Below are 17,311 nucleotides of genomic sequence, written 5' to 3'. Positions count from 1 at the left end.
CGGCAATATGACGAATAGTATCGCCGGCGGCGATATCATTTCTGGAGGAGATACGTCCCCGGTGGGGCGTCCGGACTTCAAATCCGGGAGGGGCCGAGAGACGGTCTTTCGTGGGTTCGACTCCCACTCTCTTCCGCCAGAAAAATCGCATATGTAATTGATAAAATAACAATATTGCCGAGACAACGCGGCGATGCGGTTATGAAGCGCAGTCGGCAATCCGACGACGGAATTTTCCGATCGTCCTGCCATTTCGTGCGCGAGGAGCTCCAGAACCTTTTCGATATCGGGGTCGGAAGTTTCTCGTCAGCACCGTCGACACCCCGGTTGCCAGCAACGCTTCGGCAACCCGCTGGCGCCGCTGCTTCGCAACGAAGCGGCGCGCCGGCGGCCTGTGCAGCGCGAGATTAAGATTTTAGCGCGGGCCACTTTATGTATCACTTGCCCTTATCAATCCTCGAGAAAGCAGCGAGAACCGTGCGCTCAGACTGTATTAGGTATGCTTCGAGTGCTGCGGAGGCTTCGGCCGTTGACCCCGCCTCGAGCTTTTCGACGATCGACGCATTCAGGTCGACATAGGGCGCGTGCAACAACTCGGGATCGGCAAGCAGACCGAAGCTGAGCCGCAGCTCTGCGGCGATCTGAGCATAGAAGGCATTCAAGCGCTGACTGTCGGCAAGATCCACGATCGCAGCGTGAAAGACCATGTTTTCGCTGCCGACCGTGCCCCAGTCCTTGGCATCGCGCGCGACCGTGGCACGCTCGACAGCCGAGCGCATGCGCGCCACTGCCGGATGCTTGGGGTAGGCCTTGGCGAGCGCCTGGCATTCGATCATCCGGCGCACCCGGTAGATGTCGATGATCGAGGCCATGCTCGGCGTTGCGACAAAGACGCCGCGATTGGGCTCGTGGCGCAACAGGTTTTCCTTAGTCAAAAGCCGGAAGGCCTCGCGCAGTGAATTGCGCGACACATCCAGCCCGGCGCTCAGCGCCGCCTCGGATAAACGTTGGCCGGGCTTCAATTCGCCTGCGATCAGCTTGTCGCGGATCTCCTCCGCCAGCCGCGGCGCAAGCGCCGATATGGTCTCCTGCTCAACCATCAAAGCCCCTTATGCATGAACAAGGATGAAACATCCGTCCTCCTCGTGGATCGATACAGCGGTTAGCGCTTTCCATCGGAACCATGAGAGGAACGATCTCGCCAAGCGGATCATGGCGACGTCAGACATGATTCACGATCAGTCGGGCAACCATGAGAAATGAACGCCCCGCATCGGCGTCCTTATCGTTGATGGCACGAAAGGAGGCAAGAGCGGTCCCGGGCATGGCTAAATTTACTCCGTAAAGGGCATTTTGTGCCCAAGGAAAGTTCATATCGCTCAACATTTTTGCATTCTAGTAGAACGATAAAATAAAATCGTTGAACAATATTGACAGAATTGTGAAACGCGGCGACGCTGGCTCCGTCAATAATTTCACGCGGCCCATCCGTGGGATTGAGGGCGGTCCGCACATAAGGAGAGGGTTTAATGGAACAGCTATCTATTTCATCCAGTGACGGCGCATCGGCCACGTCGTCTGGCATGTCGGTCAAGTCGCGCCGCGCGGCGCTCACGGCCGCGATCTTCCTGATGGCCACTTCGGCCATCGGCCCGGGCTTCATCACCCAAACGGCAACGTTCACAACGAAGCTCGGCGCAGCCTTCGCCTTTGCGATCCTTTCCTCGATCGTCATTGATTTCGTCGTGCAGCTCAATATCTGGCGGATCGTGACGCTGACGCGCATGCGCGCCTCAGATCTCGCCAATGCGGCAATCCCGGGCTCCGGCTATCTGCTTGCCATACTCGTTATCGTCGGCGGGCTGTTCTTCAATATCGGCAATATCGGCGGCACGGGTCTTGGAATCAACGCGATGGTCGGGCTGGATCCGAAAATCGGCGGTGCAATCAGCGCGGTCCTTTCGATCGGCATCTTCTTGTCGAAGCGCGCCGGTATGGCCATCGACCGCTTCATCATCTTTGCCGGTATCCTGATGATTGCATTGACGCTCTATGTGGCCATCGCGTCAGGCCCGCCGGTCGGCGAAGCGCTGTTCCAGACGTTTTTGCCGGCAACGATCGACTTCGCCACGATCACAACGATCGTCGGCGGCACGGTCGGTGGCTATATCACCTATTCCGGCGCCCATCGCCTGCTCGACAAGGGCACGGTCGGCATCGAGAACCTCAGCGCCGTCAACCGCGCAGCGCTCACCGGCATCGCTGTCACCGGCGTCATGCGCTACGTCCTCTTTCTCGCCGTGCTAGGTGTAGTCGCCAGCGGTGCCGTGATAGATGTCTCGGGCAAGGGGGCCAACCCGGCCGCCCAAGCCTTCCAGGCAGCCGCCGGCGATGTCGGCATGCGCATCTTCGGCATTATCCTGTGGGCCGCCGCCATCACGTCGGTTATCGGCGCCGCCTATACCTCGGTTTCCTTCCTCACGATCTTCAAGCAGGATATAAGCGAGCGAGCTCGCAACATCGCGACCGTGATCTTCATCGCGGTATCGCTGTTCTTCTATGTGATTATCACAACCCCGCCGGCCCAGATGCTGGTCTTCGTCGGCGGCCTGAATGGTCTCATCCTGCCGATCGGTCTGTCGATCTTCATCTATGCGGCCTGGGCCCGTTCCGACCTGATGGGTGGCTATCGCTATCCGCGCTGGCTGCTGGTGCTTGGCGTTCTGGCTTGCGCCCTCACCTGGTACATGGGCTACAAGTCGATCGGCCCGATTTTCGCGCTTCTGTCGGCCTAAGGAGACCTGTTATGACTGCCATCGATCTGAATAGCGACCTCGGTGAAAGCTTTGGCGCCTGGGGCATGGGCGATGACAAGGCGATGCTTGCCATCGTCTCCAGCGCCAATGTCGCCTGCGGCTTTCATGCCGGCGATCCGCTCGGCATCCTGACAACCGTCAGGGCCGCAGCCGAAAAGGGTGTGTCGATCGGGGCGCATGTCTCCTATCCTGATCGCGTCGGCTTCGGCCGGCGTGACATGGATGTCACAAGCAACGAGCTGACTGCGGACGTCATCTATCAGATCGGCGCACTGAAGGGTATCGCCGCTGCAGCTGGCGTCACTGTCGGGTACGTCAAGCCGCATGGTGCGCTCTACAACCGCATTGCCCACGATCCGAAGCAAGGCCAGGCGGTAATTGATGGCATCAAAGCGGTGGACCCCGCGCTGGTGTTGATGGGCCTTGCCAACGCACCGATCCTCAAGCTCGCCCGGGACACCGGCCTGAAGACCGTTGCGGAAGCCTTTGCCGATCGGGCCTATACGCCGGATGGCGAGCTCGTCTCACGCCGTGAACCGGGTGCCGTACTGCATGATCCCCAGCTAATTGCTCGCCGCATGCTGCAGCTTGCCCACGAGGGCACGCTCGAAGCAATCGACGGCTCGACCATCAAGATCAACGCCCGGTCGATCTGCGTGCATGGCGACAGCCCCGGCGCTGTAGCCATTGCCCAGGAAATCCGCCGCGTCTTCGAAGTTGACGGAATTACCGTCCGCTCCTTTCTGTCCGCCTGATCAAAGCTGAGGGAGACACGCAGTGATCACGATGGAACATCTTCATCACATCAACACCGAGCCCGCTCGAAAGGCCCGCGAACGCTATCGGGCAGGTAGCATCGAGCCGACCTCGGGCGTCGCGCCGGGCTTCACTCAAGCCAATATGATCGTGCTTCCGCGCGACTGGGCCTTCGACTTTCTGCTTTATGCGCAGCGCAATCCGAAGGCCTGCCCGGTGCTCGATGTATCCGATCCGGGCTCGCATGCGACCCTGCTCGCACCAGGTGCTGACCTACGCACTGATCTGCCGCTCTATCGCATCTGGCGTGATGGAAAACTCGCCGAAGAGACAGCGGATGCGACTGGGGCTTGGGCGGAATATCCCGATCTCGTCAGCTTCCTGATCGGCTGCAGCTTCACCTTCGAGACGCCGATGGTGGAGGCCGGGATCGAGATTCGTCACATCACCGAAAAGTCCAATGTGCCGATGTATCTGACCAACAAGCCCTGTCGGTCGGCCGGCCGCCTGCATGGCAACATGGTCGTTTCCATGCGGCCGATCCAAGCGTCCCGCGTGGCGGACGCCGCAACGATCTCGGGCCGCTTCCCGGCGGTGCATGGTGCACCCGTGCATATCGGCACTCCGGAAGAGATCGGCATCCAGGATCTCGCCAAGCCGGAATTCGGCGATCCGGTGCGCATCGAGCCGGGCGAAATTCCCGTCTTTTGGGCCTGCGGTGTCACCCCGCAGGCGGCAGTGATGGCTTCCCGCGTACCCTTTGCGATCACCCATGCGCCGGGGCATATGTTCGTCACCGACGTTCCAGATTCCGCCTATCACGCCTGAGGTCCCATGCGTTTCCTGCCCGTCAGCCTGACGACCATGCTTGTCGAACTCGCGGATCTCGATGAGACGCTGGCGCTATTTGCTTCGCTCAGAGCTGATCCGGTGCAAGGTGTCGAGGACATGGTGCCTGCCGCCCGTACGCTTATGATCCGCTTCCGACCGGAAAAGCTCACGCTGGAAGAGCTGGCCGGCGAGATCGCGACACGCGATCTGTCGATGCGCATCGCACCCTCCGGTGAGCTCGTCGAGATCCCCGTCCGCTATGACGGCGAGGATCTTCGCGACGTCGCCGACCTCACCGGCCTGTCGGTCGAGGATGTCGTTCGCCGCCATACCGAGAGCGAATTCACTGTCGCCTTCTGCGGTTTCGCGCCCGGCTTCGGTTATCTCGTCGGCGGCGACCCGACGCTGCAGGTGCCGCGCCGCCAGACCCCGCGTACGAGGATTCCGGCCGGCTCGGTTGCCTTGGCCGGCGCCTTCAGCGGTGTCTATCCGCAGGCAAGCCCAGGAGGCTGGCAGATCATCGGAACGACACCTGAAAAGATGTGGGATCTGTCACGCGATCCACCGGCGATTCTCCAGCCCGGTTACCGTGTGCGGTTCTTCGATCTCAAAAAGAAGACCGTCCCAACGTCCAGGATCACGACTAAGACGCCGGTCACTCAACCGTCAGAAGTCGCGTCCGGCGCCCTTACGCTCAAGGTTCTCGCTGCGCCCATGCCGGCACTGTTCCAGGACCTTGGCCGCTTCGGACAGACCGGCCAGGGGGTTTCATCTTCTGGCGCGCTTGACAAAAGCGCGCTGAGGGCAGCCAATCGCGTGGTCGGCAATCCAGCCGGCATGCCCTGCCTCGAAATCACGCTTGGCGGTTTTTCCTTCGAGATCTCCGGTCGCGCCGTCATGGCGCTCACCGGCGCGGCCTGCCCCATCGGCATCCGCGACGCAGCTGGCCGCACGATCAGCGCTGGGACTTATCAGCCAATCTCGCTTGAAGCCGGCGATATTGTAACACTCGGCCATCCAACCAGGGGCATGCGCAGCTACCTCGCGATGCGCGGCGCGTTTGCAGTGAAGCCAGTACTCGGTAGTGCTTCGACCGATACGCTGGCTGTTGTCGGCCCCGACCCCGTCACAGCAGGTAGCGTTCTAACCGTTAACAATGACGGTCTGGCTCTAACCAGCGTTTCGCTCCATGAATCGCCGGCCTTCGATCATCCCGCCTGCGGCGAGGTCGTCACGCTCGACGTGATCCTAGGCCCGCGCAGTGACTGGTTCACCGACAAAGGAATCGCCACTTTATCCGACCAGCTTTGGCAGGTAACGCCGCAGTCGAACCGGGTGGGCATTCGCCTCGTCGGCAATGTGTCGCTGAAACGTAGGGACAATAGTGAACTGCCAAGCGAAGGCACGGCGACAGGTGCAATCCAGGTACCACACAACGGCCAGCCGGTCCTTTTTCTTGCCGACCATCCGCTGACCGGCGGCTATCCGGTCATCGGCACGGTCGCCGAATACCATCTCGATCTCGCCGCGCAGATCCCGGTCAACGCCCAGATACACTTCCGGCCCGTGACGGCTTTCGCCGATATTCAGCCTGCCAAGGCCCGAGATCGCGGACGCCGGCCGACAAAAACAGTGAGGAAACATCCATGAAGAAGGTCCTGATCGCCAATCGCGGCGAGATCGCAGTGCGCATCATCCGGGCTTGTCGCGATCACGGCCTGCAATCAGTCGCCGTCTATGCCGATCCGGACATGGACGAACTCTTCGTCAAGCTGGCTGACGAAGCCTATGGGCTCTCGGGCGCACGTCCGGCCGAGACCTACCTCGACATCGACAAACTGATCGACATTGCCAAGCGCTCCGGTGCGGACTCGGTGCATCCGGGATATGGCTTTTTATCCGAGCGGGCTGAATTCGCCCGCGCGGTGATCGATGCAGGCCTCACCTGGATCGGCCCCGATCCGCATGTCATTGAGGCATTGGGCGACAAGGTCGAGGCGCGGCGGATCGCAACCAGCGTCGGCGCGCCGCTGGTTTCGGGAAGCGATGGCCCGGTAAAGACGGCGGCCGAAGTCATCGCCTTTGCCGAAGCGCATGGGTTTCCCGTTGCCATCAAGGCCGCCCATGGTGGCGGCGGCCGAGGCCTAAAAGTCGCGTGGAAGATAGAGGAGGTTGCAGAGCTTTATCAGTCGGCAGTCCGCGAGGCAAAGGCCGCCTTTGGACGTGGCGAGTGTTTCCTCGAGCGTTTTCTCGACCGTCCGCGCCATATCGAGGCGCAGGTGCTTGCCGACAAGCACGGTAATGTGCTGGTCCTTGGCACCCGTGATTGCTCGCTGCAGCGACGCAATCAGAAGCTCGTGGAGGAGGCGCCCGCCCCCTTCCTCAGCGACGTACAACGCCAGTCGATCCATGATGCCGCGAAGAAGATCTGCGCCGCCGCCAGCTATTCGGGCGCGGGCACCGTCGAATTCCTGCTCGGCGTCGACGGCACGATCTCCTTCCTCGAAGTGAATACCCGCCTGCAGGTCGAGCATCCGGTAACCGAGGAGACAACCGGCATCGACCTCGTCATCGAACAGTTCCGTATCGCCGACGGCCTGCCTCTGCGGGTCACCGAAACGCCTGCCCCGCGCGGCCATTCGATCGAATTCCGTATCAACGCCGAGGATCCCGGCCGCGGGTTCCTGCCGACGCCAGGTACAATCACCGTCTTCGACGCACCCTCCGGTCCGGGTATTCGACTTGACAGTGGCGTGGCCTCCGGCTCGACGGTGGCCCACACCTTCGACTCCCTAATAGCGAAGCTAATCGTGACCGGCGCCACGCGCGAAGAAGCGCTGAAACGCGCCCGGCGCGCGCTCAGGGAATTCAAGATCGACGGCATCGCAACGGTTCTCCCCTTTCATCGTGCCGCAATCGAGGCAGAGGACTTCACGGGCGAGAGGGGCTTCAAGGTGCATACACGCTGGATCGAAACCGATTTCGCCGGGCGTCTTGAAGCGGAAGCCCGGCCCGAGCAGGTTGCCGATCCGGCACTGATCCGCACCCATGCGGAAATCGATGGCAAGCGCTATGAAATCGGCATTCCGGCCGCACTGCTGGCTGGTCTCGGCGGGCTTGCAGGCCAAGGCATCAGTGCTCCCGTTAAGGCGGCCAGGGCAGAAGACGCGTCGAGCGTCACCACGCCGATCTCCGGCACGCTGCAAGCCTTCAAAGTCGAGGATGGTGCAGAGGTGTCGGCGGGCGACCTTATCGCTGTGATGGAAGCGATGAAGATGGAGACCCAGGTCACGGCACAGCGGGCCGGCAAGATCCGGATTACCGCCGAGCCCGGCGCCTATCTGCAAGCCGGCACCGAGATCGCCTGCTTCGAAGCCTCGGTGTCGGTCAGCAACGACGATTGATCTCGAATTCCAGGATCACTCCACTTTGCCTGAGTTCGTCGTTCAACCAAGCCTTGCGGGCGAGTCCGTGTCATCTTGCGACAAACGTTTGAGCCGGCCGCTCCTGTTCCAGAGATTTTGGATCTCCTTGCAAAGGCTGGCTGACCGCTTCAGCCCGATAATTTGATCTCGATTCTCTCATGTCACGATCAGGTCCGGGCCTCGCCCATCGCCGATGGGCCAACGCAAACCTAGAGGCGTCTCCACGGTAAATTCGACAGCTAGCCGCCCTTGTCTTGTGCGAGGCGGCTGCCATCTATCGATGATCATTTGGAATCACGTATCGGTGTCATCGGACATTTGACAGAGAAGCATGGAAATCAGCGAAATCGTCGCCGCTTACATACGTGTCTTGGCTTTGGCTGTCTTAGTCGTCTATGCTTATGCTTGGGTCATTCGCACCGTCGGGCAGAGATTAACGAGGGGCGTCGCGGCAGGCCTTTTGTTTGGCCTCGGCGGCATTCTTTCCATGAATGATCCGATCGTGATGAGACCAGGGCTTATCTATGACGCCCGGTCCATCCTCCTGATCCTGTCCCCCATCTACGCAGGACCGATCGGCACGGTCATTGCGGCAGCAATGATGGGCGCGCACCGTTTCGTTCTCGGCGGCGTCGGCGCGACGGGCGGTGCGGTGAGCGTGGTCCTTGTGGCGCTCTGCGGTTACGCCAGCACGTTCATACCCCGTCACCGCGTCGGCACCGGCTGGGTGAGATCGCTGCTACTCGGCCTTACAACTATCTCTTCCTTCATCGTTCTTGTCTTTCTGCCTCCGGATGTTGCCAGCGACCTCCTTCTAAGCGCTGCGGCTCCCGTCATGCTTGCCAATATTCTCGGCGTGCTCCTTCTTGCCGATCTGCTTGAGCGCGAAAAGCAGCGGGTCCGTATGGTACGTGCGCTCGAAAATGAGGCGAGCGTCGACCCGTTGACGAAGTTGCCGAATCGCCGCGTCTTTCAGCGGGCGGCCGACCGCTGCGCCAAAGAGGCGAGCAATCGCGGGCGGCCCTTCTCGATCATCATGCTCGATGTCGACCACTTCAAGAAGATCAACGATACCTGGGGCCACAGTGTAGGCGACACCGTGCTCTCCAAGGTTGCCGACCTCATTCGCCAGACCGTTCGCAAGACCGATATCGCAGCCCGCTACGGGGGCGAAGAAATCGTCATTCTGCTTCCGAATACCGAAGGGCGCGACGCATCAACGGTGGCGGAGAAGCTCCGCCATGCAATCGAGTCGGAAGACCTGATTGTCGGCGACATCGCAATCAAGGTTACCGTCAGCATCGGCGTCTCGGCTGTCGATACCGACAACACCAATATTCGTGCGACGATTGAGGCCGCCGACAAGGCTCTCTATCGCGCCAAGACCGCCGGCCGCAACCGCGTCGAATTGGCAAACGCTGCCTGAGAACGGGTTTCCTCTAGGGCTATAGCCGCGCCGCAGCTGAGAGCGGAGATCAGCCTGACGTCTCTGGGCGCGTTGCTTGCCTGAAGTCGGCGAGCCCCCTGTTGGCGCCCTTGCTGCCGGTGGCAGCCGCCGCGGTGAATATCCGTCAGGCATCGCCATACATTTTGAGATTCAGACAGCAGTAGCCCGCAATACCATGAGGTCGACCGTTTCCCGTTTGATCTGTGCTCGCTGATCGAGATAGATCAGCGTCTCGCGATAACGCTTGGCGCCATAGGCGGCGAGTGCGCGATCGGCGAGGATCGAGACCTGGAGTTCCGCGGCGCGCTCATGGCTTTGAGGCGCGCGCGGGTTGCCGCAACCGCAGCATTGTTGGATAGGCCAACACGAAGATAGGCGAGACTCTGCCCATAAGCGGCATCTTCGCGTGTCCGGCGCTGGGGTCCTTGCAACGCTCTTTCGAAAGCAGCAACTGCTTCCATCGGACGAGTGAGGTCCATCAGGCACCAGCCGCGGCTGAGAGCGTCATCGGGACGGAGGATCGTAGCATCCGTCGTACTCGAGCAGCCGAGTGGCGGGCGGGCGGGCGCTGCGCTGGACAGTCGCCGTCCCGATAGCCGATCCTTCGGGCCGCATAGCCGGACGTGAAGGCGACGCCGCGCCGCCTTCGGTGGCGGACCGTTGAGCCGGCTCAGCCGTAGGCGCAACACTAAGCTGACCGGATGCCGGAAGCGGTGCCTCGGCGGAAGGCGCCGATAGCGATGTATCCTCAAGTGTGGCGATACGCTGAGAGCGGCCCGCCCAAAGCCGCTGGACCTCTACGACACCCCTGCGATCGTTGAACTGTTCGCGGGTAATGGCGAGACCATAGGCGGAAGGTTCGTCGTCCGGTTTCCAGCGAAGCCCAGTTTCAAACCAGCGCGCGCGGCGGTTTGCGGTTGATTGAGCGAGAGCGCATACCAGCCGAACTGCTGTGCGGCCGGCACGTATTTCTGCGCGATGACCACCTCCTTCGCCATGCGCCCAAGCACGTCTTCACTGATATTGGCGGGCGGCTGCAGAACCAGGAGATTGGCCGCCGCGGCAAGATAGGTATCGGTGGCATCCTTGGAATCGCTACGCCACCTGAACATGACATCTTCGGCCTCTTGAGGCGCCCTGCGGGCGATGAGCGCAAGTGCCAGCCCTTGCGAAGCGGATGCGGAATCCTCCTCGGCGCGGGCTGCTCGAAACCACTTTTCCGCTTCCGGCGCATTTTCACGTCGAAGCTGGTACCAGCCGAGTCGGAGCGCATCGGAGGCGAGACACCCTGTTTCGGCGAGACGCGCAACACGCGACACATAGTCTCCGTCGACTTCAAGCTTCGGATCGGCATTGCCTCCAGCGACGAAGCGCCGGGCGAGATCGTCGCTGATGCTGTTAAACTCGCGAGCGCCGCTCACGCCGGGCTGCTCGAGGGCGAGCAGTGGCTGCATGGCATGATAGGGCAGAAACGCCGAAGCCTTCTGAACGGTCGCAAGGCGCTCTTGCGGAATCGTTCAGTTTTTCAAAATGTAGCTGTAGGCGTCTGCGCCACGCTGTTGCGGAGGAAGACGTAAAGAGCAAAAGCGTCTGCTCCTCCACGCCGTTGCCGCGCCTGGTTTCGAGGACGCTCACGATGGGCGGCCACCAGGGGGCGGAAGAACGAGCGCCTTCTCGCTAGCTATGGCTTCGGGTGCGGAGGGCTGTCTGACGCTGCCGCTCGTCGACGTGCAGCCGCCCAGCAAGTCCGCCGCGACCACCGATGTCAACCCCAGCAAGCGCATTTTGGGTGCCACCGCAAATCGTCTTTCCAGATATCCATCGGCACTTCGTGCGATGGATGTTCGAATCAACGACCGACCGGCCGTTAACGATGAATAAACGGCGGATATGGTTTCTTGCGACTCGCATAGGTGACGGCGATGTAAAGATAGTCGATCAGAGCACTCTACGCCCCTTACGGGACGACGCGGCCACGGCGCGGCGCCCGGCGACGTGACTCCCTGCGACCCTGAGCTCTGGATGCGTAGCGTCGCCCTCCGCCCGCCGCTCCGGCCCGCGGATTGTTTGCGATTCCTTAAATAAGGCGTCTTTAATGTATGGTCGAGAATCCGGCCGCTACACGCATGAAAAATAGCGCGTTTTGGTAGAGTTCTGCGTTGACTGCAACGAGGCTTGCTCTAAGCTCTGATTTCGAACGGGCATTGGGGCTTGGCAGGATGCGCCGAGATCACGCGACGGGTTGAGGGGGTGACTCCATGCCGAAAAATCGTGCGAATTGGCCTCAGCTGGTCACGCAAGCGTTCGGATTCGGCAGCCGCGCCGAGGAGCTATTTTCGCTTTGGGATCCCGATCTCCGACTTATCGATTGGTCTGAAACGCTCAAGGAACGCCTGGACTTTGCTGACGAGGCAGCCGTTACATTGCGGGACGTTTATCCCGCCTTGGCAAATCCCGAGTTGGCTGCCCTCGTTCAGCTCGTCGTTGACACCGGCAAGCCGCGAACCATTCATCTCGGCGCCCCTGAGTCCGAGCGGCGCAATCTGCTCTTGTTCCACGCTAAGGCCGGCCTTGCGGTCGTCGAACTCGCCGGCGCTGATGTTGATGAGGCAGCAAAGGCGGAGGAGCAGGAACGGGCATTGCTCCTTCACCAAGCAACCCATGACGTTTTGACCGGACTGCCCAATCGCCGGCAATTCAGCGACAAATTGGGCAAAGCTCTTCCAGTTCGCGGAAAAACCGGCCTTGCACTGATGCAGATCGATCTGGATGATTTCAAGCCCGTCAATGATACGCTGGGCCACGGAGCCGGGGATATCGTCCTCAAGCTTGCCGCAGAGAGAATTCGAAAAACGGTAGGCGAAGACGAGACCGCCTTCCGTCTCGCAGGTGACGAATTCGCCGTCATACAGATCGCTCGAGAGCAACCGGCTGAAGCCGAAAGATTAGCGGATTCGCTGGTCAGCGAATTTAAGAAGCCGTTCACAGTAGACGGCATTACCGTGTTTGTCGGTGCCAGTATCGGCGTAGCGATTGCGCCTCGTGACGGCAATGAGAGCGAGCAGTTGATGAAGGCTGCCGACGTTGCCCTTTATGCCGCCAAGAAGGACGGACGCCGGCGCGCGCGGACCTTTGATCCAAGCATGCTGCAAGTGCTGGAACAGCGGGAGTTATTGAGACGAAGCCTGCGAGTAGCGCTGCAACACGGCGAGTTCTTTATCGAATATCAGCCGCTAGTCGACCGGTCGCTGGCGATAACCGGCTTCGAAGCACTTCTGCGCTGGCGCCATCCAATCCTCGGAGTAATATCGCCGGTCGCCTTTATCCCTATGGCCGAAGCAGATGGTCTTATGAGCGAAATCGGCCAATGGGTGCTTGAAGAAGCCTGTCGGCAGGCTCTGACTTGGCCCGCCCACTATACCGTTGCGGTCAATCTGTCGCCGGCCGAATTTCTAACGCCAGGCTTGACCGACCGGGTGTCCCATACGCTCGATACGGTCGGATTGCCCGCAGAACGCTTGGAGCTCGAAATCACCGAAACCGTGCTACTGGAACGCACGATCAACAATCTTGACGCGCTGAACACCCTCAACGTGCTTGGCATCCAGATTTCCCTTGATGATTTTGGAACCGAGTACTCCTCTTTGAGTTATCTCAAGAATTTTCCATTCGATAACATCAAGGTCGACAAGTACTTTATCAACGATCTCCCCGATGATCAGAAAAGTCAGACCATAGTCCGCTTTGTCATAGCAATGGCGCATGGGCTTGGCATGCGGGTGACTGCCGAAGGCGTTGAGACGGCCGAACAGGCTTCCTGGTTACAGGCGGAGGGATGTGACCGGCTGCAGGGATATTTCCTAAGCCCCCCTCTCAGGGCAGAACTGATTGATGAATTTATTCATAGGAGCCTGCTGACATCGGAAACCGCCAATGATCAGGCCAAATCCTGAGTATTAAGCGGCAATTCGCCGAGGAGGTGCCGTTTGAAAAGTCAAGAAGCTGTAACGAGCGTTCCATTTGACCAGCTGCTCAGTCTGAAGATGGACATGGCGACCTTTACCGCCGAATGGTTGCATTGCGATCAGCTGTCTAACTACGTTGCTCGAATGGTCAGCCATGATCGCCGCGACCCTGTGCGCCACTCTAATCTGCTTTCCTCAGCTCTTAACGAGCTCCTGGAGATGTCGTTTCGCTCGGAGGCGGATGATGGTGAATTCGTATGCAGTTTTTACCGCCGGCAGCAGATCGAGCGCGTTGAACTGACCTTTCCTTGCCCTCCAGAACAGCGGCAATTCTACAAAAAAAGCCTCCTGAGGCTAAAAGCCGGCCGAGCGCTTGCGAGCTATCTCAACGTTATCACGAGCGATGCCGCATCTGACGCTCAGGCAATCCTGCTGGGACTGGTTGTGAACTATGATGCTGAAATTCAAATCCGCGATGTGGACACCGGCACACTCACATTTGTCGTCGACCTGCCGCTCGAAAGGCTACAGAATTGACCGCGCAAAGTCCTTCTCCTGTCTTCACAGCCCAATTCGATGTCAACGATCAGGAGTTTTCCTTCGCTGGCGTGCTTCGCCCCCATTCCACGGCTGAAATTGCCGACGAGCTCTTGCTGCTGCGAAATGGGATTGAGATCGTAAACGGTGTTTTATACGTCAATCTGAAGCGCGTTACACACATGAACAGCACGGCATTTCGAGCCCTGACGCGGGTTCTGGTCGATGCTTCGCGTTCAAGGCCTGAGCTCAAGTTTGTGGTTGTCATATCAAGCGTAGTCGCCTGGGCGGCACGGATGTTCCGGCATTTGAGCGATCTTTCACCGAACATCGCCGTCGAGATCTACGATTCTGCTTTCTATCCCGGCCAGACGTTCGTTGAAGACCAAAGCTTCATTCCCATCCTTAGGACGCAGACCAAGATGACCTGGCGACACGAGCGAGAAATCTTGCCACGCCATGGGCTTCACAGCGGCATGGTGATTGCCGACATTTGTTGCGGCATCGGCGATTTCGCGATGCTTGTCAGGAAGGAATTTGATCCAGCGAGGATCGTGGCGCTAGACCATTCGGTTGTAAGCCTCGACTATGCCCGCGATGTTGCGGAAAAGTTCGGTGTCCGCGACATTGAATATACCTATGGCGATGCATCGCAGATGCTGTTCGAAAGCGACCAGTTCGATTTTGTGACCTGCCGGCACTCGCTGCAGATCTTCGATCGACCTGAACTGCTGCTCAGGGAACTCTATCGGATTTGCAGGCCAGGTGGCCGGGTTTACATCACCAACGAGAAAAACTCTCATTGCCTCGGGGAGCCGCGAGCTGACAGCATCCAATGGACCTATACGGAGGTCGCCAAGCTCTTCAGTCACTTCGAAATGGATGTCGAAATGGGACCAAAGGGCCTGCGCCTTTTGTTGGACGCAGGCTTCGAGGCCGTGAGAATGGAAAGCTTCATGGTCACCAATCTGGACGGAAATCCCCAGGATTTCGCAGACATCATTGCAGCATGGCAGGACGTCTACGCAGGCGAAATGTCTGTCCGCAGGGGCGATTCACCGGAGTTCATCGAACGCTTCAAACAAGGGTTTGCTGACCATATCTTTGCGGCGCTTCATCCAAGGGGCTACGCCGGTTGGCCCATCTGGGCAGCGTCCGGGCAGAAGCCGTTATGATAGTCGGCCGAATCAGGAAGCCAAACCTCGGCTTGCGCTCATTTCGGGCGAAATTCATGATTGTTGTGGGCGGGGCAGTCCTTTTCGACCTGCTTGTCAGCGGCGGCCTCGCGCTCTGGAACGTGCAGCGTCTTTCTCGCGACGCGACAGCAGAAGTAGGGCAAGGCCTTGAAAAGGCGAGCCAGGACTATATCCGCTCTTACACGGACTCGACGGCGGCACAGGTTGGCTTGCTTCTCCACCAGGTCCATTCCGACGTCAAGGCGCTGGCCGGCGTGCTTCAAGGCCAGATCGATCAGCCGACGAGAAACAGCGAGATTGGAGCCGCCATGGCAAGGGCGGCTCCAGCTGCGGTGACCGTAACGTTCGACAGCAAAGGCCAGTGGGCCCAGAACCGTCCAGGGTCGCCGTCCGTTGTCAGCGTGTGGGGCTATCTCCTCGACAAGGAACACCATCCGCTGCCGCAGGTGCAGACCGATATCGAGACGAGTGCCGTCCTTGATCTTGTGGCCCCGGACCTTTTGCAGAATGGCGCGTCGAAGCTGCAGATGTACTATATTGGGCCGAAGGAGCGTCCGATCTTCAGGACGGCACCGTATACAGATCAAGCGCAAACATTCGATCGGCTCTATCCCGGCCACAATAGTGCAGACTTCTGGGATTTCTTCTTCCCGGGCCTCTACGAGTCTTGGCAAAAATGGGCAATGGACATCGCTTCCCGGCCGGTCCCTGACAGTATCACGCAGACCGCTCCTTATACGGACGCAATCACGGGCAAACTGATCGTCAGCTTCTTCCATCCGCTTTGGACTGCCGATCGGCGCAGCGTGGCGGGAACTGCCGGAGCAGATATCACCCTTAATCAGCTCGCCGAAATTGTCGAGCGCGTGAAGGTCGCCGAAAGCGGCTTCGGTTTTCTGACCATGTCGGACGGCAATGTCGTTGCAATCAACCCTGCCGGGGAAAAGATCATCGGTCTACGCTCGGCGAGCGACGCGACGAACAAAGGCGTGACGGGTCTTGACCGCTCTTTACGCAACAGTTCGCAAAAGGCGGTCGCCTCACTCCCGCTTGATGCAGATGGCATCATAAAGCACATTTCGCTAAACGAGAACGGCGAAGACGTTCCTTATCTTGTCGTTACAAAACAGCTAAACGCGACCAATCTTTGGATAAGCGGTCCGGTTCAACGCGAGGTCATGTCGCTCGGCATCGTTGTCCCCGAGCGCGAGATCTACGCTTCCCTCATTGCCGCCAGAGATCAAATATCCCGGGCAACCAACCGCATCCTGATTTATCAGATCCTCGCGGTTTTTGTTTCGATGCTCGTCGTTACTGCTGCGGTCATTGCGGCATCTAAGCGAATTACCAGCGGGATCAGCGCGCTGGCGGGTGCCGCCAAGCGCATCCAGGCAAAGGATTATTCCGTAAGGGTCGATATAGCCACCAAGGACGAAGTCGGCGAGGCTGGTCTCGCGTTCAACCGCATGGCCGAGGAGATCAGCTTCCATACCGAAAATCTTGAGAACCTGGTGGCCGAACGCACGAAGGAAATTGAAGCTGCCAAGGAAGAAATCTCAATCCTGAACGGCCAATTGAAGAGCGAAAACGTGCGCCTTGGTGCCGAATTGGATGTGGCTCGGCAGATTCAGCTTATGGTGCTGCCACGCGAGAAAGAGCTTGCTGCAATCGAGCAACTGGAGATTGCCGCCTATATGCGGCCCGCCGACGAAGTTGGTGGGGACTACTACGACATCCTGCAAAACGGAGATCACCTGAAGATCGGCATCGGGGACGTCACGGGCCACGGCCTCGAAAGCGGCGTGCTGATGCTTATGGTGCAGTCCGTCGCCCGCGCGCTACAGGAAGCTGGCGAAACGGACCCTTCAAGATTCCTCACTTATCTGAACCGCTCGATCTACAAGAACATTGAGCGGACAAGAACCGACAAACACCTCTCGCTGTCATTTCTGGACTATGATGGCGAGCGCTTGATCATTTCGGGCCAGCATGAAGATTTAATTGTCGTTCGCCATACGGGCGAAGTCGAACGGATCGACACCGGCGATCTCGGCCTGCCGGTGGGACTTGAAGCTGACATATCGTGCTTCATTGATACCCGCGAAATACCTTTTCAGAAAGGCGATTTGATTGTCCTTCATACCGATGGCGTCACGGAGGCAGAAAATCCCCATGGCGAGCTCTTCGGGATCGAGCGGCTTTGCGAAAATGCACGCCGCCTGCACGGTCGGACAGCAGAGCAGGTGATGAATGGCATCCTCGAGAGCCTCATGGCTTATATCGGAACGCAAAAGATATATGATGATATCACGCTCGTTGTGATACGGCATAGGTGATC

The 17,311-nt window shown here is 59.2% G+C and carries 11 protein-coding genes, 1 tRNA gene and 2 pseudogenes; 11 read left to right on the top strand and 3 right to left on the bottom strand.

Going from position 1 to position 17,311, the window contains the following annotated elements; translation table 11 throughout:
• Positions 1-43 precede the first annotated feature (43 nt).
• Positions 44-139, top strand: a tRNA-Sec gene (locus tag BN1800_RS07380).
• Between the two features lie 298 nt (positions 140-437).
• Here the strand turns inward: BN1800_RS07380 and BN1800_RS07375 are convergent.
• Entirely contained in the window at positions 438-1,100 is a 663-nt protein-coding gene (locus BN1800_RS07375; RefSeq protein ID WP_086996273.1) for a GntR family transcriptional regulator, read from the bottom strand.
• A gap of 429 nt (positions 1,101-1,529) precedes the next feature.
• Here BN1800_RS07375 and BN1800_RS07370 point away from each other — a divergent pair, with 429 nt between their 5' ends.
• From BN1800_RS07370 to BN1800_RS07345, 6 genes are all read left to right on the top strand, one after another.
• Positions 1,530-2,795: an NRAMP family divalent metal transporter gene (locus tag BN1800_RS07370; RefSeq protein WP_027511578.1), complete on the top strand. Its 1,266-nt coding sequence runs from the start codon at positions 1,530-1,532 to the stop codon at positions 2,793-2,795.
• Between the two features lie 11 nt (positions 2,796-2,806).
• Positions 2,807-3,571: a LamB/YcsF family protein gene (locus tag BN1800_RS07365; protein ID WP_086996070.1), complete on the top strand. Its 765-nt coding sequence runs from the start codon at positions 2,807-2,809 to the stop codon at positions 3,569-3,571.
• Between the two features lie 22 nt (positions 3,572-3,593).
• Entirely contained in the window at positions 3,594-4,400 is an 807-nt protein-coding gene (locus tag BN1800_RS07360) for a putative hydro-lyase (protein WP_179213760.1), read from the top strand.
• A 6-nt stretch (positions 4,401-4,406) separates the two neighbouring features.
• A complete protein-coding gene (locus tag BN1800_RS07355) occupies positions 4,407-6,053 on the top strand; it encodes a 5-oxoprolinase subunit B/C family protein (protein WP_086996067.1) in 1,647 nt (548 codons plus the stop codon).
• The gene (locus BN1800_RS07350; RefSeq protein ID WP_086996063.1) at positions 6,050-7,807 is read left to right on the top strand and encodes an acetyl/propionyl/methylcrotonyl-CoA carboxylase subunit alpha; all 1,758 of its coding nucleotides are present in this window, start codon (positions 6,050-6,052) and stop codon (positions 7,805-7,807) included. The genes BN1800_RS07355 and BN1800_RS07350 overlap by 4 nt, the downstream gene beginning before the upstream one ends.
• Before the next feature lie 352 nt (positions 7,808-8,159).
• The gene (locus BN1800_RS07345; RefSeq protein ID WP_086996060.1) at positions 8,160-9,254 is read left to right on the top strand and encodes a GGDEF domain-containing protein; all 1,095 of its coding nucleotides are present in this window, start codon (positions 8,160-8,162) and stop codon (positions 9,252-9,254) included.
• A 49-nt stretch (positions 9,255-9,303) separates the two neighbouring features.
• Here the strand turns inward: BN1800_RS07345 and BN1800_RS42260 are convergent.
• Positions 9,304-10,831 (bottom strand): annotated as a pseudogene (locus BN1800_RS42260) (cellulose synthase); the annotation flags it as partial.
• A 7-nt stretch (positions 10,832-10,838) separates the two neighbouring features.
• Positions 10,839-11,059: pseudogene (locus BN1800_RS42255) on the bottom strand (cellulose biosynthesis protein BcsN); the annotation flags it as partial.
• A gap of 474 nt (positions 11,060-11,533) precedes the next feature.
• Here BN1800_RS42255 and BN1800_RS07330 point away from each other — a divergent pair.
• The 4 genes from BN1800_RS07330 (at position 11,534) to BN1800_RS07315 (ending at position 17,309) form a co-directional block, all read left to right on the top strand.
• Positions 11,534-13,228: a putative bifunctional diguanylate cyclase/phosphodiesterase gene (locus BN1800_RS07330; protein WP_086996054.1), complete on the top strand. Its 1,695-nt coding sequence runs from the start codon at positions 11,534-11,536 to the stop codon at positions 13,226-13,228.
• 90 nt (positions 13,229-13,318) lie between these two features.
• Positions 13,319-13,777 carry a ubiquinone biosynthesis methyltransferase UbiE gene (locus BN1800_RS07325; RefSeq protein ID WP_086996268.1) on the top strand — a complete coding sequence of 153 codons (459 nt, stop codon included), beginning with the start codon at positions 13,319-13,321 and terminating at the stop codon, positions 13,775-13,777.
• Positions 13,774-14,952 (top strand): class I SAM-dependent methyltransferase, encoded by a 1,179-nt coding sequence (locus BN1800_RS07320; RefSeq protein WP_027512120.1) that lies wholly within the window; start codon positions 13,774-13,776, stop codon positions 14,950-14,952. Before BN1800_RS07325 ends, BN1800_RS07320 begins: the two co-directional genes overlap by 4 nt.
• Positions 14,953-15,008: 56 nt before the next feature.
• On the top strand, positions 15,009-17,309 hold the full coding sequence (locus tag BN1800_RS07315; RefSeq protein WP_244564462.1) for a SpoIIE family protein phosphatase: 2,301 nt from the start codon (positions 15,009-15,011) through the stop codon (positions 17,307-17,309).
• Positions 17,310-17,311 lie beyond the last annotated feature (2 nt).

The sequence above is a fragment of the Rhizobium sullae genome (genome assembly GCF_900169785.1).
Lineage (GTDB): Bacteria > Pseudomonadota > Alphaproteobacteria > Rhizobiales > Rhizobiaceae > Rhizobium > Rhizobium sullae.
Note: the sequence above shows the minus strand (reverse complement) of the source record. Positions and strands in the feature narration are given on the sequence as shown.